29 protein-coding genes are annotated in these 21,817 nt (G+C 63.6%); 2 read left to right on the top strand and 27 right to left on the bottom strand.

Annotated elements, in window-relative coordinates; translation table 11 throughout:
• Window positions 1-66 precede the first annotated feature (66 nt).
• From ACU5E9_RS08945 to ACU5E9_RS09070, 26 genes are all read right to left on the bottom strand, one after another.
• Entirely contained in the window at window positions 67-978 is a 912-nt protein-coding gene (locus ACU5E9_RS08945) for a hypothetical protein (RefSeq protein ID WP_456813255.1), read from the bottom strand.
• Between the two features lie 218 nt (window positions 979-1,196).
• On the bottom strand, window positions 1,197-2,033 hold the full coding sequence (gene map / locus ACU5E9_RS08950) for a type I methionyl aminopeptidase (RefSeq protein WP_456813256.1): 837 nt from the start codon (window positions 2,031-2,033) through the stop codon (window positions 1,197-1,199).
• Between the two features lie 68 nt (window positions 2,034-2,101).
• Window positions 2,102-2,719, bottom strand: coding sequence for an adenylate kinase (locus tag ACU5E9_RS08955; RefSeq protein ID WP_456813257.1), 618 nt, complete (start codon window positions 2,717-2,719; stop codon window positions 2,102-2,104).
• Window positions 2,716-4,038, bottom strand: coding sequence for a preprotein translocase subunit SecY (secY, locus tag ACU5E9_RS08960; protein WP_456813258.1), 1,323 nt, complete (start codon window positions 4,036-4,038; stop codon window positions 2,716-2,718). Before secY ends, ACU5E9_RS08955 begins: the two co-directional genes overlap by 4 nt.
• A 102-nt stretch (window positions 4,039-4,140) precedes the next feature.
• Window positions 4,141-4,746, bottom strand: coding sequence for a 50S ribosomal protein L15 (gene rplO, locus ACU5E9_RS08965; protein ID WP_456813259.1), 606 nt, complete (start codon window positions 4,744-4,746; stop codon window positions 4,141-4,143).
• Window positions 4,746-4,928: a 50S ribosomal protein L30 gene (rpmD, locus tag ACU5E9_RS08970; protein ID WP_066597599.1), complete on the bottom strand. Its 183-nt coding sequence runs from the start codon at window positions 4,926-4,928 to the stop codon at window positions 4,746-4,748. The genes rplO and rpmD overlap by 1 nt, the downstream gene beginning before the upstream one ends.
• Window positions 4,928-5,641, bottom strand: coding sequence for a 30S ribosomal protein S5 (gene rpsE / locus ACU5E9_RS08975; protein WP_084021204.1), 714 nt, complete (start codon window positions 5,639-5,641; stop codon window positions 4,928-4,930). The genes rpmD and rpsE overlap by 1 nt, the downstream gene beginning before the upstream one ends.
• A complete protein-coding gene (rplR, locus tag ACU5E9_RS08980; RefSeq protein WP_456813260.1) occupies window positions 5,638-6,009 on the bottom strand; it encodes a 50S ribosomal protein L18 in 372 nt (123 codons plus the stop codon). The genes rpsE and rplR overlap by 4 nt, the downstream gene beginning before the upstream one ends.
• A gap of 2 nt (window positions 6,010-6,011) precedes the next feature.
• Entirely contained in the window at window positions 6,012-6,548 is a 537-nt protein-coding gene (rplF, locus tag ACU5E9_RS08985; RefSeq protein ID WP_088457172.1) for a 50S ribosomal protein L6, read from the bottom strand.
• A gap of 6 nt (window positions 6,549-6,554) precedes the next feature.
• Entirely contained in the window at window positions 6,555-6,953 is a 399-nt protein-coding gene (gene rpsH, locus ACU5E9_RS08990) for a 30S ribosomal protein S8 (protein WP_066597609.1), read from the bottom strand.
• A gap of 100 nt (window positions 6,954-7,053) precedes the next feature.
• The gene (gene rplE, locus ACU5E9_RS08995) at window positions 7,054-7,647 is read right to left on the bottom strand and encodes a 50S ribosomal protein L5 (RefSeq protein ID WP_456813261.1); all 594 of its coding nucleotides are present in this window, start codon (window positions 7,645-7,647) and stop codon (window positions 7,054-7,056) included.
• Window positions 7,647-8,006, bottom strand: a complete 360-nt coding sequence (rplX, locus tag ACU5E9_RS09000) for a 50S ribosomal protein L24 (RefSeq protein WP_088457174.1) — start codon at window positions 8,004-8,006, stop codon at window positions 7,647-7,649. The genes rplE and rplX overlap by 1 nt, the downstream gene beginning before the upstream one ends.
• A gap of 3 nt (window positions 8,007-8,009) precedes the next feature.
• Window positions 8,010-8,378 carry a 50S ribosomal protein L14 gene (rplN, locus tag ACU5E9_RS09005; protein ID WP_066597616.1) on the bottom strand — a complete coding sequence of 123 codons (369 nt, stop codon included), beginning with the start codon at window positions 8,376-8,378 and terminating at the stop codon, window positions 8,010-8,012.
• A gap of 33 nt (window positions 8,379-8,411) precedes the next feature.
• A complete protein-coding gene (rpsQ, locus tag ACU5E9_RS09010) occupies window positions 8,412-8,705 on the bottom strand; it encodes a 30S ribosomal protein S17 (RefSeq protein WP_104165738.1) in 294 nt (97 codons plus the stop codon).
• A 2-nt stretch (window positions 8,706-8,707) separates the two neighbouring features.
• Window positions 8,708-9,046: a 50S ribosomal protein L29 gene (gene rpmC, locus ACU5E9_RS09015; RefSeq protein WP_066597620.1), complete on the bottom strand. Its 339-nt coding sequence runs from the start codon at window positions 9,044-9,046 to the stop codon at window positions 8,708-8,710.
• Window positions 9,046-9,465, bottom strand: coding sequence for a 50S ribosomal protein L16 (gene rplP, locus ACU5E9_RS09020; protein ID WP_066597622.1), 420 nt, complete (start codon window positions 9,463-9,465; stop codon window positions 9,046-9,048). Before rplP ends, rpmC begins: the two co-directional genes overlap by 1 nt.
• On the bottom strand, window positions 9,465-10,229 hold the full coding sequence (gene rpsC, locus ACU5E9_RS09025; protein WP_066597624.1) for a 30S ribosomal protein S3: 765 nt from the start codon (window positions 10,227-10,229) through the stop codon (window positions 9,465-9,467). The genes rplP and rpsC overlap by 1 nt, the downstream gene beginning before the upstream one ends.
• Entirely contained in the window at window positions 10,229-10,594 is a 366-nt protein-coding gene (rplV, locus tag ACU5E9_RS09030) for a 50S ribosomal protein L22 (protein WP_456813262.1), read from the bottom strand. Before rplV ends, rpsC begins: the two co-directional genes overlap by 1 nt.
• 23 nt (window positions 10,595-10,617) lie before the next feature.
• The gene (rpsS, locus tag ACU5E9_RS09035; protein ID WP_066597628.1) at window positions 10,618-10,899 is read right to left on the bottom strand and encodes a 30S ribosomal protein S19; all 282 of its coding nucleotides are present in this window, start codon (window positions 10,897-10,899) and stop codon (window positions 10,618-10,620) included.
• 9 nt (window positions 10,900-10,908) lie between these two features.
• Window positions 10,909-11,748: a 50S ribosomal protein L2 gene (rplB, locus tag ACU5E9_RS09040; RefSeq protein ID WP_110128309.1), complete on the bottom strand. Its 840-nt coding sequence runs from the start codon at window positions 11,746-11,748 to the stop codon at window positions 10,909-10,911.
• 25 nt (window positions 11,749-11,773) lie between these two features.
• Window positions 11,774-12,076 (bottom strand): 50S ribosomal protein L23, encoded by a 303-nt coding sequence (gene rplW, locus ACU5E9_RS09045; RefSeq protein ID WP_088457176.1) that lies wholly within the window; start codon window positions 12,074-12,076, stop codon window positions 11,774-11,776.
• Window positions 12,076-12,726, bottom strand: coding sequence for a 50S ribosomal protein L4 (rplD, locus tag ACU5E9_RS09050; protein ID WP_456813263.1), 651 nt, complete (start codon window positions 12,724-12,726; stop codon window positions 12,076-12,078). Before rplD ends, rplW begins: the two co-directional genes overlap by 1 nt.
• Before the next feature lie 5 nt (window positions 12,727-12,731).
• Window positions 12,732-13,391: a 50S ribosomal protein L3 gene (rplC, locus tag ACU5E9_RS09055; protein WP_088457178.1), complete on the bottom strand. Its 660-nt coding sequence runs from the start codon at window positions 13,389-13,391 to the stop codon at window positions 12,732-12,734.
• An 8-nt stretch (window positions 13,392-13,399) separates the two neighbouring features.
• Window positions 13,400-13,708 carry a 30S ribosomal protein S10 gene (gene rpsJ / locus ACU5E9_RS09060; protein ID WP_035834607.1) on the bottom strand — a complete coding sequence of 103 codons (309 nt, stop codon included), beginning with the start codon at window positions 13,706-13,708 and terminating at the stop codon, window positions 13,400-13,402.
• A 401-nt stretch (window positions 13,709-14,109) separates the two neighbouring features.
• Window positions 14,110-16,131 carry an Ig-like domain repeat protein gene (locus tag ACU5E9_RS09065; protein ID WP_456813264.1) on the bottom strand — a complete coding sequence of 674 codons (2,022 nt, stop codon included), beginning with the start codon at window positions 16,129-16,131 and terminating at the stop codon, window positions 14,110-14,112.
• A 381-nt stretch (window positions 16,132-16,512) separates the two neighbouring features.
• A complete protein-coding gene (locus ACU5E9_RS09070) occupies window positions 16,513-17,949 on the bottom strand; it encodes a sugar transferase (protein WP_456813265.1) in 1,437 nt (478 codons plus the stop codon).
• Window positions 17,950-18,163: 214 nt separating this feature from the next.
• Between ACU5E9_RS09070 and ACU5E9_RS09075 the strand changes: the two genes are divergently transcribed.
• A complete protein-coding gene (locus ACU5E9_RS09075) occupies window positions 18,164-20,002 on the top strand; it encodes a DUF4012 domain-containing protein (RefSeq protein WP_456813266.1) in 1,839 nt (612 codons plus the stop codon).
• A 12-nt stretch (window positions 20,003-20,014) separates the two neighbouring features.
• Here the strand turns inward: ACU5E9_RS09075 and ACU5E9_RS09080 are convergent, their stop codons facing one another.
• Window positions 20,015-20,521, bottom strand: coding sequence for a VanZ family protein (locus ACU5E9_RS09080; RefSeq protein WP_456813267.1), 507 nt, complete (start codon window positions 20,519-20,521; stop codon window positions 20,015-20,017).
• A 141-nt stretch (window positions 20,522-20,662) separates the two neighbouring features.
• Here ACU5E9_RS09080 and ACU5E9_RS09085 point away from each other — a divergent pair, with 141 nt between their 5' ends.
• Entirely contained in the window at window positions 20,663-21,772 is a 1,110-nt protein-coding gene (locus ACU5E9_RS09085; protein ID WP_456813268.1) for a glycosyltransferase, read from the top strand.
• Window positions 21,773-21,817: the final 45 nt, after the last annotated feature.

The following is a 21,817-nucleotide window of genomic DNA, read 5'->3' on the forward strand; positions in this document are numbered from 1 at the left end:
CACCGGACAAATGGTCCCGGCACACCGGGTGCATTTGTCCGCATGGGGAACAGTTTGTGACGGATGTCAGTGGAGGCAGGCGGTCGCCGTCGGCGCTCCGGCGGCCCGCCACTCCTGGAACGAGATCCGGCGGTTCATACCGGGCCCGGCGTACCAGATGTCCGTACTGTCACAGGCCATGTAGAACAACTCGTTGTCCATACGCTGCACGACCAGAGGTGTGGGAAAGCCCTCCCCTTGCCACTCCGCGTAGCCCAGAGGACGGCCTGCGCCGGTGCCGAGACTGGAGATTCTCGCCAGCTCCGGCGCCCAGGACAATTTGATGAATCCTTCATCGGCGCGAATGAAGAATGCGCGAAACCCGGAGTTGGCCCACTCCTTATACGAGAGCTTGTGGTTCACACCGTCGGGGCCTTCCACGAACAGCTCATCCGACGTCGCCCACTTGTAGAAGTAACTGTCCTTGATCCACCCGGCGATGCGCGGGGTCGGGAATTTGGCGGCCTCCCACATCGGGTAGGTGAGCGGAGTCCACAGCCAGTTGCCCTCCCCGCCCGGCCAGAAGGTGACCGCGTACACGGTCTCCGACCACGGGTACTTCACGAAATCCGTGGCCGCCGGTTCAGGATCCTGCAGGCCGTAAACGTCCCGCCACTTCTCGTAGCTCAGTCGAACGGGCGTCTGGGTGCCGTCCGGGTTCGTCACGAGCTCGTAAATCGTCGCGTCGTACACGATCTTGTAGAGATAGGTCGTCTTCTTCGCCGCGGCAGTTCCCGCGACGGATTCGACGTCGGTAACGGTGGTGGCATCCGCCGAGGTTTCCGCGCCAGCCGGCGCTACGGATCCGAATACGACCAGCGCGGTGACGACAACGCTCAGAGCGGCAGCGAATGTCAACCGGCCGTGGGCCACATGCCGAGGTGTGCTGACAGCTTCACCCGTCGTGGTCTGTGCGTGTGATTTCGAGAGTCGAGTCATGTGAGATCAACACCTTCTTCCGGCCCCAACCTACCGGTCCACGGACCGGGGCGCGCGGTTGGCGGCCGTTCTGGGGGCACGGCCCGCCTAGCTGTTCCCGCACCGGACAAATGGTCCCGGCACACCGGGTGCAATTGTCCGCAGGGGGAACAGTCGGTGGCGGATGCGCACCGGCCCAGTGGTCGAGCCCGGCGAGCCTGGGTGACCCCGCGGGCGGGTTACGCGGGCTGGACCGGGGTGATGCCGAACTGGGCGAGGCCCGCGGCTCCGCCGTCGTGGGCGGTGAGCACCCAGATGCCGTCCTTGTGCACGGCGACGCTGTGCTCCCAGTGCGCGGCGGCCTTACCGTCGCTGGTGGCGACGGTCCAGTCGTCGTCGCGGGTGTAGGTCTCGATGTCGCCGAGCACGACCATCGGCTCGATCGCCACGACGAGTCCGGGCTTCACGTCAGGCCCTTTCTGGCGCACCCGGTAGTTGAACACCGGCGGGGCCTCGTGCATGGACCGGCCGATGCCGTGGCCCACGTAGTCGGTGAGGATGCCGTAGCTGCCCTGCGACTCGATGTAGTCCTCGATGGCGTCGCCGACCTCGTTCAGGTGCCGGGCCTCGTGCAGCCGGGCGATGCCGTGCCAGAGCGACTGCTCGGTCACGCGGGAGAGTTCCTCGCGCTCGGCGACGAGCTCCGGCCGCGACGGGTCGGGCAGCACGAACGTGAACGCGGCGTCGCCGTTCCAGCCGTCGATGACCGCGCCGCTGTCGATGGAGACGATGTCGCCGGGGCCGAGAACGCGGGCGCCGGGGATGCCGTGCACGATGTCGTCGTTCACCGAGGCGCACACGGTGTGGAAGTAGCCCTGCTCGAGCTTGAAGTTGGGCTTGCCGCCCCGGGCCACGATCGCGGCCTCAGCGGCGGCATCCAGCTGGAGGGTGGTGGCGCCCACCCGCATCGCCGCGCGGGCCGCGTCCAGCGACGCGGCGGTCGCGAGGCCGGGGGCCAGCATGAGGCGCATCTGCGCCGGGGACTTGTAGATGGAGCGGCGAAGAGCCACGGACATACCTGCAAACTAATTCATCGTGCAAAGGCGGTGGGCACCGGCAAGATCCGGTGCCCGGGTGGAGCGGATCAGACGGACGCGCTCGCGAAGCTGTCGGTCGGACCGACGGCGTGCAGGCCGCGCTCGGCCAGGGCCGCCACGATCCGGTCGGTGACCTGGTCGACGGCGCCGAGGCCGTCCACGGTCACGACGACGCCGCGCTGGTCGTACAGGTCGATGAGCGGAGCGGTCTGCTCCTCGTACACGTCGAGGCGGTGGCGGATGACGTCGGCCGTGTCATCGGCGCGGCCCTGCTCGGCGGCGCGCTTGAGCAGCCGGCCCACGACCTCATCGGTGTCGGCGACGATCTGCACCACGGCGTCGAGCGAGGTGCCCTCGGCCTCGAGCAGGCGGTCGAGCTCGAGCACCTGGTCGGTGGTGCGCGGGTAGCCGTCGAGCAGGAACCCGTTCAGGGCGTCCGGCTCCTGGAGCCGGTCGGCGACGATCTCGTTGGTCAGGGAGTCCGGCACGTACTTGCCGGCCTCGATGAACGCCTTGACCTTGAGGCCCAGCTCGGTTTCGGTCTTCACGTTGTGACGGAAGATGTCGCCGGTGGAGATGGCGGGGATACCGAAGGCTTCGGCCAGGCGCACGGCCTGGGTGCCCTTGCCGGCGCCGGGCGGGCCGATCACGAGAAGTCGGGTCATCGGAGAAGTCCTTCGTAGTGGCGCTGCTGCAGTTGCGAGTCGATCTGCTTGACCGTCTCCAGGCCGACGCCGACGATGATCAGGATGCTGGCGCCACCGAACGGGAAGTTCTGGTCGGCACCGATCAGCGAGAAGGCGATCAGCGGGATCAGGGCGATCAGGCCGAGGTAGAGCGCACCGGGCAGCGTCACCCGGGTGAGAACGTAGTCGAGGTACTCGGCGGTGGGCCGGCCGGCACGGATGCCGGGAATGAACCCGCCGTACTTCTTCATGTTGTCGGCGACCTCTTCGGGGTTGAAGGTGATCGCGACGTAGAAGTAGGTGAAGCCCACGATGAGCAGGAAGTAGAACGCCATGTACAGCGGGTGGCTGCCCTGGGTGAGGTTGTTGGTGACCCAGGTGACCCAGGCCTGCGGCGTCTCGCCGGCGGCGGGCTGGTTGAACTGGGCGATCAGGGCCGGCAGGTACAGCAGCGACGACGCGAAGATGACGGGCACGACGCCGGCCATGTTCACCTTGATCGGGATGTAGGTGTTGTTACCGCCGTAGGTGCGGCGACCCACCATCCGCTTGGCGTACTGCACCGGGATGCGGCGCTGCGACTGTTCGACGAACACCACACCGGCGACGACGACGAGGCCGATCGCGAGCACGATGAGGAAGACGTCGATGCCCTTCTGCTGGGCGATCGAGATGAGGGAGTTGGGGAACTGCGCCGCGATGGACGTGAAGATCAGCAGCGACATGCCGTTGCCGATGCCGCGCTCGGTGATCATTTCACCCATCCACATGATCACGCCGGTACCGGCGGTCATGGTGATGACCATCAGCATGATGGCGTACCAGGCATCGTTGGTGAGCAACTGGGAGCACTCGGAGGAGGCGGACGTGCCGAACAGGGCGCCGCTGCGGGCCACCGTGATCAAGGTCGTCGACTGCAGGATACCGAGGGCGATGGTGAGGTAACGGGTGTACTGGGTGAGCTTGGACTGGCCGGCCGCACCCTCCTTGTACAGGGTTTCGAAGTGAGGGATCACAACGCGCAGCAGCTGCACGATGATGGAGGCCGTGATGTACGGCATGATCCCCAGCGCGAAGACGGACAGCTGCAGCAGGGCGCCACCGCTGAACAGGTTCACGAGCTCGTAGAGGCCGCTCGTTCCCTGGTTCGCTGCAAGACATGCTTGCACGTTGCCGAAGTCCACGAACGGGGCGGGGATGAACGAGCCCAGTCGGAACAGGGCGACGATGCCCAGGGTGAACCCGATCTTCTTACGAAGATCCGGTGTGCGGAATATCCGCGCAATGGCGCTAAACAAAAAAGGCCTCCAGTTAGTAACAAAGAACGAGCTTGCCGAGTCAGCGTCAGCGCATTAGTCGCTGAGCAGGCTCGACAAGCTCGATCTCGTCTACGGGTCTTACTACTTGATCGAGCCACCTGCTGCGACGATCTTCTGCTCTGCTGAGCGGGAGACCTTATCGACTGCAACAGTCAGCTTAACCGCAATGTCACCATTGCCGAGAACCTTGACCTTCTCGTTGTCGCGAACGGCACCCTTGGCGACCAGTGAAGCGATGGTTACATCGCCGCCGGTCGGGTACAGCTCGGCGAGGCGCTCCAGGTTCACAACCTGGTACTCGACGCGGAACGGGTTCTTGAACCCGCGCAGCTTCGGGGTACGCATGTGCAGAGGCATCTGCCCACCCTCGAAACCGATGCGCACGGTGTAGCGCGCCTTGGTGCCCTTGGTTCCACGACCCGCGGTCTTACCCTTGGATCCTTCACCACGGCCAACGCGCTGCTTGTCCTTCTTCGAACCGGGCGCGGGGCGAAGGTGGTGAACCTTCAGCACCTGCGGACGGACCTCAGTGGGCTCAGTCGGCGCGGCGGCCTTCTTGGCGGCAACAGTCTTGGCCGGAGCCTTGGCTGCAGCAGCCTTCGTGGTCGTCGCCTTTTTGGGGGCGGCGGCCTTCTTAGCGGCGGGCTTGGTTGCTACCTTCTCGGTAGCTTCCTTCTCGTCAGCCATTAGTCAATCTCCTCGACCTTCACCAGGTGAGCAACGGTGTTGACGTAGCCACGGTTCTGCGAGTTGTCCTCGCGGATCGTGACGGCGCCAATGCGACGCAGGCCCAGGCTGCGAAGCGTGTCGCGCTGGTTCTGCTTCTCACTAATTTTGGACTTGATCTGCGTAATCTTCAGCTGAGCCATTAGGCACCTGCCTTCGCGCTTGCGGCGGCTGCTGCTGCAGCCGCGTCGGCACGCAGAAAACGGGCCGGGGCCACGTCTTCGTAGGAGAGGCCACGGCGAGCCGCGACTGCACGAGGCTCTTCGAGCTGGTGCAGGGCCTCCACCGTGGCGTGCACGATGTTGATGGTGTTCGACGAACCGAGCGACTTGCTCAGAACGTCGTGGATGCCGGCGCATTCGAGTACGGCGCGCACCGGGCCACCGGCGATAACGCCGGTACCTGCTGCGGCCGGACGGAGAAGAACGACTCCGGCAGCTGCTTCACCCTGAACGGGGTGCGGGATGGTCAGGCCGACGCGGGGAACGCGGAAGAAGTTCTTCTTCGCTTCCTCGACGCCCTTGCTGATTGCGGTCGGGACCTCGCGGGCCTTACCGTAACCAACGCCTACCAGGCCGTTACCGTCTCCGACGACGACCAGAGCGGTGAAGCTGAAGCGACGACCACCCTTGACCACCTTGGAAACACGGTTGATCGTGACGACGCGCTCGAGGAACTGGCTCTTCTCGGCGTCACGGCTTCCGCGCTCACGGTTCGGGCTGCGCTCACGGCCACCACGGCGAGCCTCACGAGGCTCGTTCTGCGGCGGCGTGGTCGAAGCTGCGGTTTCCACCGGAACTTCAGTGACGACGTCAGCTTCCTTCGCTGCTGCGGTGCTACTGGATTCAGTGCTCACAGGTCCAACCCTCCCTTTCGGGCTCCTTCGGCGATGGCTGCGACGCGTCCTGCGTACTTGCTGCCACCACGGTCAAATACGACGGCTTCGATACCGGCGGCTTTGGCGCGCTCGGCGACGAGCTCGCCGACCTTGTGCGCCTTGGCGGTCTTGTCACCATCGAAGGTGCGCAGACCGGTTTCGAGAGTCGACGCCGACGCGAGGGTGAAACCCTTGCTGTCGTCAACGACCTGCACGAATACGTGGCGAGCTGAACGGGTGACGACGAGACGCGGACGAAGCGCGGTCCCCTGGATCTTCTTGCGAAGACGTGCGTGCCTGCGTCCGCGGGCAGCCGACTTGCTTTTTCCTCTAGTTCCGAGACCCATGGTTACTTACCACTCTTTCCGGCCTTGCGGCGAACAATCTCGCCGGCGTAACGCACACCCTTGCCCTTGTAGGGCTCTGGCTTGCGAATCTTACGGATGTTTGCGGCAACCTCGCCGACAGCCTGCTTGTCGATACCGCTGACCGTGAGCTTGTTAACGCCCTCGACGGTCAGGGAGATACCAACGGGCGGCTCGATGAGGACCGGGTGGGAGAAGCCGAGGGCGAACTCAACAGAGGTGCCCTTCTGTGCGACTCGGTAACCGGTACCGACGATCTCGAGTCCCTTGGTGTAACCCACGGTGACGCCGATGATCTGGTTGGCGATCAGGGTACGGGTCAGTCCGTGCAGCGAACGCGAAGCGCGCTCGTCGTCGGGACGGGTGACCAGAACCTGGCCATCGGTGACCTGGACCTCGATGGGGTTGGCGACGGTGAGCGCGAGCTCGCCCTTCGGACCCTTGACGCTGACGGCCTGGCCGTTAGCTTCGACCGTGACACCCGCGGGGATCTCGATCGGAAGTCTTCCAATACGTGACATTGTCGGCTACCACACGTAGGCGAGAACTTCTCCGCCTACGCCCTTCTTCTCAGCCTGGCGGTCGGTGAGCAGACCGCTGGAGGTGGACAGGATGGCAACGCCGAGGCCGCCGAGAACCGTGGGGATCTCAGTCGACTTTGCGTACACGCGCAGGCCGGGCTTGGAAACCCGCTTGATGCCGACGATGGAACGCTCGCGGTTGGGGCCGAACTTGAGGTTCAGCGTGAGGGTCTTTCCGACCTCTGCATCCTTGACATCCCAGGCAGAGATGTAACCCTGAGCCTTGAGGATGTCTGCGATGTGCGCCTTGAGCTTGCTGTGCGGCATCGACACTGTGTCGTGGTACGCCGAGTTAGCGTTGCGCAGTCTGGTCAGCATATCTGCGACCGGATCTGTCATTGTCATTTTGTGGTGCCTTTCTCGCCTGGTTTCGTGCACCCGTTACACGGATGACGACCTGTGGTGGTGGAGGGGGCCGAACGGTTGTCCGGCCCCCGGGGTAAATCTACTTGGAGTTTTCGGCCGTCTTGAACGGGAAGCCCAGCGCCTTGAGCAGCGCGCGGCCTTCGTCGTTGTTCTTGGCGGTCGTCACAACAGTGATGTCCATACCGCGAACACGGTCGATCCGGTCCTGGTCGATCTCGTGGAACATAACCTGCTCCGTGAGACCGAAGGTGTAGTTGCCGGCGCCGTCGAACTGCTGGTCCGAGAGGCCGCGGAAGTCGCGGATACGGGGCAGGGCGAGGCTGAGCAGCCGGTCGAGGAACTCCCACATGCGGTCGCCACGAAGTGTGACGTGCGTGCCAATGGGCTGTCCTTCACGCAGTTTGAACTGCGCGATGGACTTGCGTGCCTTGGTGACCTGCGGCTTCTGGCCGGTGATCTTGGTGAGGTCGGCGACGGCGCCATCCATGATCTTGCCGTCGCGTGCAGCCTCGCCGACACCCATGTTGACGATGATCTTCGTCAGGTTGGGTACCTGGTGGACGTTGGTGAAGCCCAGGTCCTTGGCGAGCTGCAGGGAGATCTCTTCGCGGTACTTCTGCTTGAGACGCGGCAGCACGACAGGCTTGGTGGCCTCAGTAGTGGTGTCAGTCATTAGAGGTCCTTACCTGACTTCTTGGCGTAACGAACGCGGACCGTCTTGGTGACGCCGTCCTTCGTTACCTCTTCGAGGCGGAATCCGACCTTGGTCGGCTTCTTGGTCTCCGGGTCGACGAGCGCGACGTTGGAAGCGTGGATCGATGCTTCTACCGTCTCGATGCCGCCGGTCTTGGAGCCGCGCTGGGTCTGGCCGACGCGAACGTGCTTCTTGACGAAGTTGATGCCTTCGATCAGGACGCGGTTCTTCTCGACCTGTACCTCGAGCACACGACCCTGCTTGCCACGGTCTCCGCCGCGAGCCTGGGTGCGGCCGGTGATGACCTCAACGAGGTCACCCTTCTTGATTCTGGCCATGATTTAGATAACCTCCGGTGCCAACGAAATGATCTTCATGAACTTCTTGTCGCGGAGTTCGCGACCGACCGGTCCGAAGATACGGGTACCACGGGGGTCTCCGTCAGCCTTCAAGATCACTGCGGCGTTCTCATCGAACTTGATGTACGAGCCGTCTGGACGACGGGTCTGCTTTTTGACGCGAACGATGACGGCTTTGACGACGTCACCCTTCTTGACGTTGCCGCCCGGGATGGCGTCCTTGACGGTGGCGACGATAACGTCGCCCAGTCCGGCGTAACGACGGCCGGAGCCACCGAGAACACGGATCGTCAACAGGACCTTGGCACCGGTGTTGTCGGCAACTTTGAGTCGTGATTCTTGCTGAAGCACTTTCTAACTCCTTCTATCAAGTAAGCGCGAGGCTTACTTGGCCTTCTCGAGAATCTCGACCAGGCGGAAGCGCTTGGTGGCGCTCAGCGGACGGGTTTCACTGATCAGGACCAGGTCGCCGACGCCGGCAGCGTTCGCCTCGTCGTGAACCTTCAGCTTGGACGTACGGCGGATGACCTTGCCGTACAGGGGGTGCTTCACGCGGTCTTCGACCTCAACGACGATGGTCTTATCCATCTTGTCGCTGGTGACGTATCCACGCATCGTCTTGCGGTAGCCGCGCACGAGAGCCTCGGCGGGGACGACCGTTTCGTCAGTCTTCGCCATGATTAGGCCTCCTTCGTCTCGACGGCGTCAGCCTCGGGAGCATCCGTGGATGCGTCCTTGGCCTTGGCCTTCTTGGTCGTCTTCTTCTCAGCCTTGGCCGGAGCCTCGACTGCGACGGGAGTGGCACGAATGCCCAGCTCGCGCTCACGGAGAACCGTGTAGATGCGTGCAATGTCCCGCTTGACCGCGCGGAGGCGGCCGTGGCTTTCGAGCTGGCCGGTGGCCGACTGGAAGCGCAGGTTGAACAGCTCTTCCTTGGCCTTCTTCAGCTCGTCGAACAGTCGTTCGTTTTCAAAAGTATCGAGCTCGACTGAGGCGAGCTCCTTGGATCCGATCGCCATTATGCGTCGCCCTCCTCGCGCTTGATGATGCGTGCCTTGAGGGGCAGCTTGTGAATTGCACGGGTGAGCGCTTCACGAGCAACGGTGTCAGAGACACCGGAGAGCTCGAAGAGCACGCGGCCCGGCTTGACGTTCGCGACCCACCACTCGACCGAACCCTTACCGGAACCCATGCGGGTTTCGGCCGGCTTCTTGGTCAGCGGGCGGTCCGGGTAGATGTTGATCCAGACCTTGCCGCCACGCTTGATGTGACGCGTCATGGCGATACGAGCGGACTCGATCTGACGGTTGGTCACGTACGCGGGGGTGAGGGCCTGAATGCCATACTCGCCGAACGAAACAGTGGTACCACCGGTTGCGTGGCCGGTACGGCCGGGGTGGTGCTGCTTGCGGTGCTTAACTCTGCGGGGAATCAACATTATTTAGCCTCAACTCCTGCTGCAACCGGAGCCGCGCCCTCTGCGCGAGGCGCACGGCGGGGACGGTCGTCACGACGCTCGGGGCGGGACGACTTAGCGTTGGCCTGCTCACGAGCGAGTTCCTTGTTGGTGATGTCGCCCTTGTAGATCCAGACCTTCACGCCGATGCGGCCGAAGGTGGTCTTGGCTTCGTAGAAGCCGTAGTCGATGTTCGCGCGCAGGGTGTGCAGCGGCACACGGCCTTCGCGGTAGAACTCCGAACGGCTCATCTCAGCGCCACCGAGACGACCGGACACCTGGATGCGAACACCCTTGGCGCCGGCGCGCTGGGCGCCCTGCAGGCCCTTACGCATCGCGCGGCGGAAAGCCACACGAGCGGAGAGCTGCTCTGCGATGCCCTGCGCGACAAGCTGTGCATCCTGCTCGGGGTTCTTGACCTCGAGGATGTTCAGCTGGATCTGCTTGGCGGTGAGCTTTTCAAGGTCGGACCGGATGCGCTCTGCTTCCGCGCCGCGACGACCGATCACGATGCCCGGACGGGCGGTGTGAATGTCGACACGGACACGATCGCGGGTGCGCTCGATCTCGATGCGGGAAACGCCGGCGCGGTCGAGGCTGGTGCTCAACAGGCGGCGGATCTTGACGTCCTCAGCGACGAAGTCGCTGTAACGCTGGCCCGGCTTCGTGCTGTCAGAGAACCAACGCGACACGTGGTCGGTCGTGATTCCCAGACGGAAGCCATACGGGTTTACTTTCTGACCCATTACTTCGTACCCTCCTCAGGAGTGGCGAGCACAACAGTGATGTGGCTCGTACGCTTCTTGATCTGGAATGCGCGACCCTGTGCGCGGGCCTGGAAACGCTTGAGGGTCGTGCCCTCATCGACGAATGCCTGGGAAACGAACAGGTCCTGCTCGTCCAGGAACTCGTTGGCTGCATCAGCCTTGACCCGTGCGTTCGCGATGGCCGATTCGACCAGCTTGTACACGGGGTCGGACGCGCCCTGCGGCGCGAACTTGAGAATTCCCAGCGCTTCATGCGCCTGCTTGCCACGAATCAGGTTGACAACGCGACGGGCCTTCTGGGCGGTAACGCGGATGTGACGCACGCGTGCGATCGACTCCACCATTTCTCCTCCTTCACGTCACCGCGTTAGCGGCGACGACCCTTCTTGTCATCCTTCACGTGACCACGGAAGGTGCGGGTGGGAGCAAACTCGCCGAGTTTGTGCCCAACCATGCTCTCGGTGACGAACACCGGGATGTGCTTGCGACCGTCGTGAACCGCGATGGTGTGCCCGAGCATGTCGGGGATGATCATCGAACGGCGCGACCAGGTCTTGATTACGTTCTTGCTAGAGGCTTCGTTTGCCTTGACTACCTTGCGGAGCAGGTGGTCATCAACGAACGGGCCCTTCTTGAGACTGCGAGGCATCGTCTACTCCTACTTACGCTTCTTGCCGACGGTACGGCGACGAACAATGAGCTTGTCGCTTTCCTTGTTCGGGTGCCGGGTGCGGCCTTCCTTCTGGCCCCAGGGGCTGACGGGGTGACGTCCACCGGACGTCTTACCCTCACCACCACCGTGCGGGTGGTCGACCGGGTTCATGGCAACACCACGAACGGTCGGGCGAACGCCTTTCCAGCGCATACGGCCGGCCTTGCCCCAGTTGATGTTCGACTGCTCGGCGTTGCCGACCTCGCCGATCGTGGCGCGGCAGCGAGCGTCGACGTTACGGATTTCTCCGGACGGCAGGCGCAGCTGGGCGTAGATGCCATCCTTCGCGACCAGGCGAACCGACACTCCGGCGGAGCGGGCCAGCTTGGCGCCACCACCCGGACGGATCTCGATGGCGTGAATGATGGTACCGGTGGGGATGTTCTTCAGCGGCAGGTTGTTGCCGGGCTTGATGTCAGCACCGGCACCCGACTCGACGATGTCGCCCTGGTTCAGCTTGTTCGGCGCAATGATGTAGCGCTTGGAGCCGTCCAGGAAGTGCAGCAACGCGATGCGCGCCGTACGGTTCGGGTCGTACTCAATGTGAGCGACCTTGGCGTTGACACCGTCTTTGTCGTTACGACGGAAGTCGATCACGCGGTACTGGCGCTTGTGGCCACCACCGATGTGACGCGTCGTGATGCGACCCTGGTTGTTACGACCACCGGTCTTGGACAACGGACGAAGCAGCGACTTCTCGGGCGTCGAACGGGTGATCTCTGCGAAGTCCGCAACAGAAGAACCGCGACGACCGGGGGTCGTGGGCTTGTACTTACGAATAGCCATTTCTTATTCCTCTAACCCGTGCCGCTTAGCCGACGGCCGTGAAGATGTCGATGGAACCGGACTTGAGCGTGACGATCGCACGCTTGGTGTCCTTGCGCTTACCCATGCCGAACTTCGTACGGCGGGTCTTGCCGATGCGGTTCATGGTGTTGATCGAAGCAACCTCAACCTTGAAGATCTTCTCGATCGCCAGCTTGATTTCGGTCTTGTTCGAACGCGGGTCCACGATGAAGGTGTACTTGCCCTCGTCGATCAGGCCGTAGCTCTTCTCAGAGACGACCGGAGCGATGATGACGTCGCGGGGGTCCTTTTGAATCGGGGTAGCCATTATGCGGACACCTCTTCCTTCTTGGTCTTGTGCGCCACGAACGCGTCAAACGCGCCCTTGGTGAAGACGATGTCGTCAGAGACGAGAACGTCATAGGCATTCAGCTGGTCCCAGGACAGCACGTGCACCGTCGGGAGGTTGCGGATGCTGCGGAGAGTCAGCTCGTCGGTGCGCTCGAGAACGACCAGCACGTGCTTGCTGCTGGCGATCTGGGTGAGCAGCGTGATGGCGCCCTTGGTGCTGGGCGTCTCGGCCGAGAACAGCGCGGTCACCACGTGCAGACGGTCGCCACGGGCGCGGTCAGAGAGTGAACCCTTGAGCGCGGCGGCAATCATCTTCTTCGGGGTGCGCTGGTCGTAGCTGCGCGGGGTCGGTCCGTGGACGATGCCACCACCGGTCATCTGAGGGGCGCGGATCGAGCCCTGACGAGCGCGACCGGTTCCCTTCTGCTTGAACGGCTTGCGGCCGGCACCGGAAACTTCTCCGCGGCTCTTCACCTTGTGCGTTCCCTGGCGTGCGGCAGCGAGCTGCGCGACAACAACCTGGTGAATCAGGGGGATGTTGGTCTGGACGTCGAAGATTTCGGCGGGCAGGTCGACGGAGCCGGCCTTCTTGCCGTTGGCATCGATGAGGTCGAGTGCGGTAGCCATAAGAACTACGCTCCCTTCACTGCGGTGCGGACGAATACGAGGCGGCCCTTGGCGCCGGGAACGGCACCCTTAACCAGGATGAGGCCCTTGTCGGCGTCGATCGCGTGAACCTTGAGGTTCAGCACGGTCACGCGCTCGCCACCCATACGACCGGCCATGCGCATGCCCTTGAAGACACGGCTGGGGGTCGAGGAGGCACCGATGGAACCGGGCTTACGGTGGTTGCGGTGCGAACCGTGCGAAGCGGAAACACCCTTGAAGTTGTGACGCTTCATAACACCGGCGAAGCCCTTGCCCTTGGAGGTGCCCATGACGTCGACCTTGGTGCCGGCAACGAACACACCGTCAACGGTGAGCTCCTGGCCCAGGGTGTAGTCAGCGGCATCCGCGGTGCGGAGCTCGGTGACGTGGCGGCGCGGCGTGACGCCGGCCTTCTCGAAGTGTCCTGCGGACGGCTTGTTCACCTTGCGGGGGTCGATGGCGCCAGAGGCAATCTGGACGCCGGCGTAGCCGTCGATGTCCTTCGTGCGGATCTGGGTGACGACGTTCGGCGAGATCTCGATGACGGTAACGGGAACAAGCTTGTTGTTCTCGTCCCACACCTGAGTCATGCCGAGCTTCTTGCCGAGGAGGCCCTTGGTGGTCTTGGTATCTGCGTACGACATCGCGGGCCCTAGAGCTTGATCTCGATGTTGACGTCGGCCGGCAGGTCGAGACGCATAAGCGAGTCGACGGCCTTCGGCGTCGGGTCAATGATGTCGATCAGACGCTTGTGGGTGCGCATTTCAAAGTGCTCCCGGCTGTCCTTGTACTTGTGAGGGGAACGGATGACACACACCACGTTCTTCTCGGTCGGAAGCGGCACGGGGCCGACAACGGTTGCACCCGCACGGGTGACAGTGTCGACGATCTTGCGCGCCGAGATGTCGATGACCTCGTGGTCATACGACTTAAGTCGAATGCGGATTTTCTGTCCCGCCATGTCGAACTCTCTTTCTTGTCAAGGCTTCTTACATCCCGAGGGCTGCATTGGACGCCGTAGTAGCACTGCTGCTATCGCACCACTGTTCATCTGTCAATTTCGATCCAACCGGGATTCCGGCCTTCTCGACCCAACTCCCCCAGGCCGCAAGGCCTGATGGTTGACATGGTTTTACCCAGTCAGCCGAGAGTTGATTTAAGCTTCGTTCTGCTACCCGCGGCCTAACTCCGACCCCGTGGGGCGAGCTATGCACTGCCTGGCAGTGATTCCGGTCTCGCGTGCAGCGCGATCCGAAAGTGTTGAACTAGAAGAGTCTGCCACAGGATTGGGTCATTGTGCAACCCGGGCGTGTCGCGTTGGGCGTGTCGCTGAGATCCGCGTCATTCCGCGGCACTCGGGGGCTATTTAACCACGGTGAGCCGGGCGCCCGACGAGGTGGCTGCCAGGATATTCGCGCTGCCGCTGTATCGAACGGTTATGGTCTTCACGCCCGCCGTGGACAGCACCGGAAGGGTGAGTGATGCCTTGCCGGCCGCGGCCGCGGCCAGCGGGTATGACTTGACCAATTTGCCGTTGGCGTAGACGGCGAGCGTGCCGGTCGGCCGGGCGACCCCGGGCACGGTTACCGCCACCTTGACCACCGCGCTCTTCGTCGTCTTCACTGACGCTGCCAGGAGCGAGACCACGGCCTTGGCCGTTGCCTTGGTCACTGTCACGGCCACGGCGGGCGAGGTGGAAGCCCTGACGGCCGCCGTTGCCGGGACGAACCGGGCCGTGATTGAGCGCGCTGCCACGCCAAGCGTGGACGACAGGGTGTAAACCGCGGTTCCCCCCGCGCCCAGTCTCGCTGACCCCAGCACAGTGCCACCCGAGAGGAACTCGACGTTTCCGGCGGGGTAGACGCCTCCGACCTTGGCGACGGCGGCGGTGGCCGCGATGCGGGTGGCCGATCCGTAGACCTGGCTGCTTCGACTGACCGTGAGGCCTGTCGTGCTGGCGGCGGGGCCCGGGGTGACGGTGAGCGTGGACTCCGCCGAACGTGATGGAGCCAGGGTCGTGGCGGTGGGCACAAACTGAGCTGCCACCGCGTAGGTGCCCGCTGTCAGGGTGCTGGGCAGCGTGTAGAGGGCCACCCCACTGGCATTCGTCGCGACGGTGGCCAAGCTGCGTGTGCCGGCCAGGAACACCATCTTGCCGCTGGGCACCTTCCCGTTCCCGGCCGTCGCAGTCGCGCGCACCTGAAGAGTCTTGGTTGACCCCGACACCTGTGTCCACCAGTCCGCGCCGGCAACTTGGTCAAGGGTGACCGCGGTGGCGATCGGCGCGGCCGGTGTCGTGCCGAACGTGACGGTGACCACGGCCCCGGTCTTCGCGTTGAGCGAGGTGACACGAAGAGTGAATCCGCCGTTCACGCTCACGAACGATTCGCCGGCATCGAGGTGGGTGTCACGCAGCCTTTTATCGAGCGACCCGGGTATCAGGCCAGTCGCCAGCACCGCGGTCTCGGTGCCTTGCGCATACGGAAGCTCCCGGAGCACCCGCACCCCTCCCGTGATCGGGCTCATGTCCGATGAGTAGCTGTAGAAGCTTCCCTTGAACGGGCCAAGATGTTGTTGTGGCCAGGCGAACTCCGCCGACGTGGCGTCCGCCCCCGCCGACGTGCGGAATTCCACCACGTACGTCTCCTGCGTGAGCGGGTCGACGACCCGCAGGGCGCGGGTCCCCGTCGTTCCGCGGCTGTCCAGCGGCATGATCGTGGTGGTGGCGCTGCCGGCCGTGAGCGTCTTCACGTCACTGAGGTAGCCGGCCGAGATACGTTGCGGGCTCGACAGGTGCGGCGTCGCGTCATCCCGGGCGCTTCCCATGATGTCCAGGGTGTCGCCGTAGCGTTCCACCGGGCAGGTCCCGTTGAGGTAGGAACCAGCGGCGGCGTCAGTGCTCGCAGAGCTCGGGCAGATGGCCGAGTTGGCGTGGCTGAAGCCGAGATTGTGCCCGAATTCGTGCAGCACGACGGGGAGGGCACCCACCCCTGACACCCCTTGGATACCGAGCATGACGCCGCCACCGCCACCTAGGCTGCCCAACCCGCCGACACCCCCGACGAAGCAGCCGTCGCGGGGAAGAATCAGCAAGTGTTCTTTCGTCCCCATCCAGTGATACTGGTCAAATTTGCCGCTGAAGGCCTTCTGGCTGGCGCGCGAGAAGATGTCGCTCAGACCGCAGGAGCCGTTGAGGTCGCGCTTCTCGTACCCGCCGAACACCACCGAGATTCGTCCGCCCGATTCCTCGGCCCAGAACGCATTCATCTTCGCGACCAGGCCCCGAACATTAGCGTCGCCGTCAAGTCCGGTGGCCAGGTTGTCTGCTGTGGTCGCGGTCGCGTTGACGATGCTCACCCAGACCGTGTGCACCTCCGTGGCCATACGAGCGGTCGGCCCCCTGCCAGCGGGTGGTTCCTCGGGTATGGTCACGCCGGGTACCAGCACAATGTCATCCAGCGGGTCTGCGAGCCCGTCCCCCGGTGAGGTGGGAGGGGTCACCACCGCGGGCACTGCCGGCGTTGCGGCCGCCGGCTGCGGAGCTGCAGTGAACGTCGCGGCGGCCAGCACCACTACGAGAACAATCGAGCATCGCTTCACAACAGACACAGAGCCCCCCGGCCTGATCACCCAGCAGAATCGAACGTCATCCTCTGAGATGCCGACGGCGCGGGACTCATGTCTCTCGGGAGCCCGACACCTGATCCTAGGTGTTACCTGTGAGCCGCCTGAGTGATTGTGCCCCTGACTGGGGGCGCGGAACGCCTAGTGGGCGCCCTCGGGGGTGACCACGGCGCGAACGGTGCGCCAGAGGATGAGGATGTCGGTGGTGAGCGACCAGTTCTCGACGTAGTAGAGGTCGAGGCGGATGCTGTCGTCCCAGCTCAGGTTGGACCGGCCGCTGACCTGCCAGAGCCCGCTCATGCCGGGCTTCATGATCAGTCGGCGGTGCGCGGCGTCGTCGTAAAGGGCGACCTCTGCGGCGCGCTGCGGGCGGGGGCCGACCAGGCTCATCTCGCCGAAGAACACGTTGAACAGCTGCGGCAGCTCGTCAATGGAGTACTTCCGCAGGATCTTGCCGATGGGGGTGATGCGCGGGTCGTTGGTGACCTTGAACAGCGGGGTGTCCGAGGTGCCCTGCGCGTCGAGCAGGCTTTCCAGCTGGTCGTCGGCATCCTGCACCATGGAGCGGAACTTGTACATGCCGAAGGTGCGGCCGTGGCGGCCGATACGCTCCTGCCGGTACACGATGTTGCCGGGACTCGAGCGCTTGACCATGACAGCGACCCAGACCAGGCCGGGCGAGCTGATGATGATGAGCAGCGCAGATCCGAGGATGTCGAAGGTGCGCTTCGTCACGCGCTTCACGCCCTCGAATGCCGGGTAGCTCACATGGATCAGCGGAAGGCCGGCGACCGGGCGGGAGTGGATGCGCGGCCCGGCGATGTCGGTCAGCGCCGGGGCCACGATCAGCTCAACGTCGCGGGCTTCGAGTTCCCAGCCCACGCGGCGCATGTCTTCGGGGTTGATCTCGTCGGCGCCGGTGAGGATGACCGTGTCGGCGTTGGTCGCGTCGACGGCGGCCAGGAGGCCGTCGTAGTCGCCCACCACGGGGACCCCGTGCACGGGACCCTTCGAGACAGTACCCTCACGCGTCAGCGCGCCGACGAGCTTGAGGCCCGTCCCCGCGGTGCGGGTGATCGTCGCGGCCACGTGAGCGGACTTCAGCCGCTCCCCCAGCAGGAGCGCCCGAGACAGGTAGTATCCGCGCGCCTGGCGCTTACGCAACCACTGGCGCCATCGCCACCGCGTCGCAATGAGCAGGATGAGACCAATAGGAAGTGCTGTGAGGAAGTACCCGCGTGCGACCTCGATTTTGAAGAGGAAGGCAACGATGGCGAACATACCGAAAAGCCGGATCGTGGCATCGGCGACACGTTTGTACTCCAGCGTGCCGCTTCCGATGACCTTGTGGTCGCGGGTTGCGTAGATGTCCATCATGAGCATCCACACCACGACGAGGACAACCGAGACCAGGGTATAGCTCGCACCCACGTTGAGCTCACCGCGGGCGGCGACGGGAACCGTCTGGAAACCGAACCAGAAGAACTGCGACCCGAAAACCGCCGCCAAAATCACGATGATGTCGCTCAGGAAGAGACGTGCAGCAAAGGCGCGTTGCCAGGACCTGCGTCGTAACACTCCAGCCGTACGTGTGTCGCCGACAGCCATGTATCTCCCCGAGTAGTCCCCCGAAAACCGCGGCACTTGTATGCCGTCGGAAGTAGGTGTTCACCCATATCGTTCCACATCTCAAGCTGGACACCGAAATTTCACATAGCCGCGCGTCGCCGTTACTGCCCGCGGTGGTAGGCCTGGCGGCGCCGGTTCAGGATTGCTCGTCTAGGGTGGACCTGTGAATTCACGAGCCTCCCGTCGCGCGCCCGAGCGCTCTGCCCGCGCCGGCGCGCGCCACGATCGACGCAATTCCAACACCAAACGACGCCTCAAAGTTGGCCTCATTGTTGCCGGAATAGTGGTGCTCTGCGCTGTAACTTGGCTGGCGACTCGCGCGCTGGTGGTGAAGACGGACTTGGAGGCTTCACAGTCACTCGTCACGCAAATGCAGGATCAGGCCCAGGCGTACGACCTCGCCGCCCTTGCTACGACCCGCGACGAGCTCGAAGCTCGTTCGTCGAGCGCGGTCAACGGCACTCATGACCTCACCTGGCGTATCGCCGAATTCGTGCCTGTCGTGGGCGAGAACCTGACAGCCGTGCGGTACGTCGCTGAGAGCATTGACGACATTGTCGTGCAGGTCGCCTCACCCGCCGTTGACGTCCTCGGCTCGTTTGACATTAAGACCAAGGATCCCGAGACCGGCGGGTTCGACCTTGCTCCCATCACCGAGGCGCGCAAGATCGTCGCGTCAGCGGACACGGTCTTCTCGACCTCACTCGACAAGCTGGACAGCATCTCTGCCGGTGCGACGGTAGGACCTGTCACGGGCGCCGTCGACAAACTCAGTGGATTATTGGGCACGGCCCAGGGCGCAGTCACTGATATCGCTCCTCTGCTTGACGTCGCCGGCTCTGCCCTGGGCGTCGACGGTCCGCGGGACCTCCTACTGGCTTTTCAGAACAACGCGGAAAGCACTGCGCTCGGCGGCAGCGCCGCGTCATACACTCTGCTCCACGCCGAAAACGGCGCGATAAGCGTCACCGCTCAGGCGAACAGCGGGGATTTCGTGGAAGGGGTCCCAGTCGACGTTGAAGTCGACCAGAGCGCACTGGGTCTCTACAGCAACTACCTCATTGACCACATCAACACGTCTACTAGCCGGCCGGACTTTCCGACCGCGGCCAGGACCATCAGCGCTTTCTGGGAGCGTGATCTCGGAGTCAGTGTCGACGGCGTGATTTCGGTTGACCCCCTTGCTTTGGCACTCGTGCTCAAAGCGACCGGACCTATCACCCTCGCGTCAGGTGACGAACTTTCAGACAAGAACGCAGTGGGGCTGCTCACCAACGGGATTTACAAGCGCTACCCGGACAATGAAGATGCCCCGAAGGCGGATGCCTTTTTCGCAGAGGCCGCATCGTCAGTCCTCACCAAGGTCACGAGTGGGGAATTCGACCTCATAACGATGCTGAGCTCAGTGTCTACCGGCATTGAGAAGGGCAGCATCCTGATGTGGAACTCGGATGCAGAAGCACAGGCCCGCCTGGACGGTACCCGTCTGCAAGGCATTCTGCCGACTTCCAACAACGACGAGACCGTTGTGGGGGTCTATTACCGCGATACGTCGGCGTCGAAGATCGACTATTACCTCGAGACGGCCACGCAAACAACGAGCGACAGGTGCTCGGTACCCGGATCGACCACATTCACCACCTCTGTGACGCTTCATTCCACGCTCACGGATAAGGAAGCCAGGGATCTGCCCCAGTACGTCAATAGCAAAAACTTTGGATGGGAAAAGTTCCGGACCGAGGTCTACGTCTATGGTCCGGTCGGCGCAACCCTGGCCGGAGCGCAGGTCGATGCCGAGGGAGAAGAAACCACCATCAGGGACGGGGCAACGGACCTCGGCAGGCCTGTCGCCCCGATCGTTGCAGACCTCGCCCCCGGAGAGACAACGACCGTGACCGTGGCGTTCACGATCGAGTCCACGGATCTCGGTCCTCTGGCTGTCCGGGGCACTCCCATGATCCGCGCCACGGACGTCACGATCACTGACCCGAAGTGCGGATAGCGGTCCTGCCCGCTAGCGGGTGAGACCCATCTCCCAAAGGCGGCGGGCAATGATTTTCTCGTCACGGTCATAGATTGCGGCTCGTATCACGACTGCAAGCAATGCGCCGATGAGGGCACCGATGGAGTTTGAGGCGACGTCGGAAATAGTAGCGAACCGCGCGCTGAGGGCATATGCCTGCGTGAGTTCGATGGCGATGGAAAGCCCGGGGCAGATGATAAGCGCCAGCCACCACACGCGCACCGGCAGCAACATGCTCACTAGAAAACCGAGCGGTACGAACATCAAAACATTCGCCGTGAACTCTAGCTTGGTGTAGCCGAACCACTCGGGGATGCCGTTTCGATGCAGCACATCGAGGAGCCGGTTGATCGACGAGGCGAAGCCCTGGTCCAGAGGCGTCGGCCACATCGTCGCCAAGATGACGATCAGCCCGTACGCCATGACCAGTGCCAGACCCAATTGCTGCCGCACCCTGCTCTTGGGCGGGCCCTTGTCCGTCATCGTCTGTTGCTCCATCCCGCCATCGTAGACGGGGGCACCTGCCAATCCCCAGTAAGCCATCCGGCTTCGCCCGGCGCCACAGTCTCGATAACGTAGGCTGATTCAGATGGTTCCTTGGACATCAAGGCAGCCGAGATACTCCCGGGGGAACACCATATGTCAGGCATCGTCGTTCATGAATGGTTAGCCAAGCGAGGAGGTTCCGAAAACGTCGTCGAGGAAATCGTCGCGACCTTTCCGGACGCCCAGCTGCAATCGCTCTGGAATGACGCTCCGCAGCGGTTCACCGACCTGAACGTTGCAGAAACCTGGTTGGCGCGCACGCCGCTCCGAAAGTCGAAAGCTCTCGCCCTTCCCTTCATGCCGACCACTTGGCGCCACTTAGGCAGCAACGACGCCGAATGGATCCTGTGCAGCTCGCACCTCTTCTCCCACCATGCCCGCTTCGCCGGCCCGGCGCGCGATGTTCCCAAGCTCGTCTACGCCCACACTCCCGCACGGTACATCTGGACCCCGGAGCTCGACGCCCGCGGCAACAATGTGCTGGCAAAAGCCGTGCGGATGCCTTTGCAACGGCTCGACCGCGCGCGGGCGCAGGAAGCCCAGGCCATCGCGGCGAACAGCGAATTCGTGCGCAAGCGCATCCAGGACTGCTGGCACCGCGACAGCGTCGTCATCCACCCGCCGGTTGACGTCCAGGCCTTCGCCGACGACCCTGCCGCCCACCTCACGGCAGACGAAGAGCAGATCCTCGCGGCACTCCCCGACACGTTCCTCCTCGGCGCCTCCCGCTTCATTCCTTATAAGCGCCTCGACCTGGTGGTCGCGCTTGGCGTCGCATCCGACACCCCGGTGGTGCTGGCCGGCGACGGACCGTCCCTGCCCGAGCTGCAGGCCTTGGCCGACCAGCACCCCGGTCAAGTGACCTTCGTGATCAAACCCTCGCGGGCACTCCTGAGCTCCCTCTATAGACGCGCGCTGGCCTACGTGTTCCCAGCCATCGAAGACTTCGGCATCATGCCGGTCGAGGCCATGGCCACCGGTACGCCGGTGATCGCCCGCGACTTCGGAGGCGCGGCCGAGTCCGTCGTCGACGGGGTCACGGGTGTGCATCTCGGCGACTTCGCCGGAGAGGCTGGCCGTGAGGCTGTGGCCCTGGCCGCCACCTTACGCCCGGAGGACGCCATCGCTCGCGCCTGGCAATTCGACAAGTCAGTTTTCCGCTCGTCCCTGCGCACCTGGGTCGACACCGAAGTTCACGCCTAACTCTCCGGGGCGGCACCCGCAGGCGTCGCCCCGCCTAGCCTCGCT

The organism is Cryobacterium sp. AP23 (assembly GCF_054075385.1).

Coding starts and splice junctions, on each gene's coding strand:
- ACU5E9_RS08945 (WP_456813255.1), bottom strand. CDS start 978: ATGACTCGACTCTCGAAATCACACGCACAGACCACGACGGGTGAAGCT.
- map (WP_456813256.1), bottom strand. CDS start 2,033: ATGTCCGTGGCTCTTCGCCGCTCCATCTACAAGTCCCCGGCGCAGATG.
- ACU5E9_RS08955 (WP_456813257.1), bottom strand. CDS start 2,719: ATGACCCGACTTCTCGTGATCGGCCCGCCCGGCGCCGGCAAGGGCACC.
- rplO (WP_456813259.1), bottom strand. CDS start 4,746: ATGGCTGACGAGAAGGAAGCTACCGAGAAGGTAGCAACCAAGCCCGCC.
- rpmD (WP_066597599.1), bottom strand. CDS start 4,928: ATGGCTCAGCTGAAGATTACGCAGATCAAGTCCAAAATTAGTGAGAAG.
- rplR (WP_456813260.1), bottom strand. CDS start 6,009: ATGGGTCTCGGAACTAGAGGAAAAAGCAAGTCGGCTGCCCGCGGACGC.
- rplF (WP_088457172.1), bottom strand. CDS start 6,548: ATGTCACGTATTGGAAGACTTCCGATCGAGATCCCCGCGGGTGTCACG.
- rpsH (WP_066597609.1), bottom strand. CDS start 6,953: ATGACAATGACAGATCCGGTCGCAGATATGCTGACCAGACTGCGCAAC.
- rplE (WP_456813261.1), bottom strand. CDS start 7,647: ATGACTGACACCACTACTGAGGCCACCAAGCCTGTCGTGCTGCCGCGT.
- rplX (WP_088457174.1), bottom strand. CDS start 8,006: ATGGCCAGAATCAAGAAGGGTGACCTCGTTGAGGTCATCACCGGCCGC.
- rpsQ (WP_104165738.1), bottom strand. CDS start 8,705: ATGGCGAAGACTGACGAAACGGTCGTCCCCGCCGAGGCTCTCGTGCGC.
- rpmC (WP_066597620.1), bottom strand. CDS start 9,046: ATGGCGATCGGATCCAAGGAGCTCGCCTCAGTCGAGCTCGATACTTTT.
- rplP (WP_066597622.1), bottom strand. CDS start 9,465: ATGTTGATTCCCCGCAGAGTTAAGCACCGCAAGCAGCACCACCCCGGC.
- rpsC (WP_066597624.1), bottom strand. CDS start 10,229: ATGGGTCAGAAAGTAAACCCGTATGGCTTCCGTCTGGGAATCACGACC.
- rplV (WP_456813262.1), bottom strand. CDS start 10,594: ATGGTGGAGTCGATCGCACGCGTGCGTCACATCCGCGTTACCGCCCAG.
- rpsS (WP_066597628.1), bottom strand. CDS start 10,899: ATGCCTCGCAGTCTCAAGAAGGGCCCGTTCGTTGATGACCACCTGCTC.
- rplB (WP_110128309.1), bottom strand. CDS start 11,748: ATGGCTATTCGTAAGTACAAGCCCACGACCCCCGGTCGTCGCGGTTCT.
- rplW (WP_088457176.1), bottom strand. CDS start 12,076: ATGGCTACCCCGATTCAAAAGGACCCCCGCGACGTCATCATCGCTCCG.
- rplD (WP_456813263.1), bottom strand. CDS start 12,726: ATGGCTACCGCACTCGACCTCATCGATGCCAACGGCAAGAAGGCCGGC.
- rplC (WP_088457178.1), bottom strand. CDS start 13,391: ATGTCGTACGCAGATACCAAGACCACCAAGGGCCTCCTCGGCAAGAAG.
- rpsJ (WP_035834607.1), bottom strand. CDS start 13,708: ATGGCGGGACAGAAAATCCGCATTCGACTTAAGTCGTATGACCACGAG.
- ACU5E9_RS09065 (WP_456813264.1), bottom strand. CDS start 16,131: ATGGCCACGGAGGTGCACACGGTCTGGGTGAGCATCGTCAACGCGACC.
- ACU5E9_RS09080 (WP_456813267.1), bottom strand. CDS start 20,521: ATGGAGCAACAGACGATGACGGACAAGGGCCCGCCCAAGAGCAGGGTG.
- ACU5E9_RS09085 (WP_456813268.1), top strand. CDS start 20,663: ATGTCAGGCATCGTCGTTCATGAATGGTTAGCCAAGCGAGGAGGTTCC.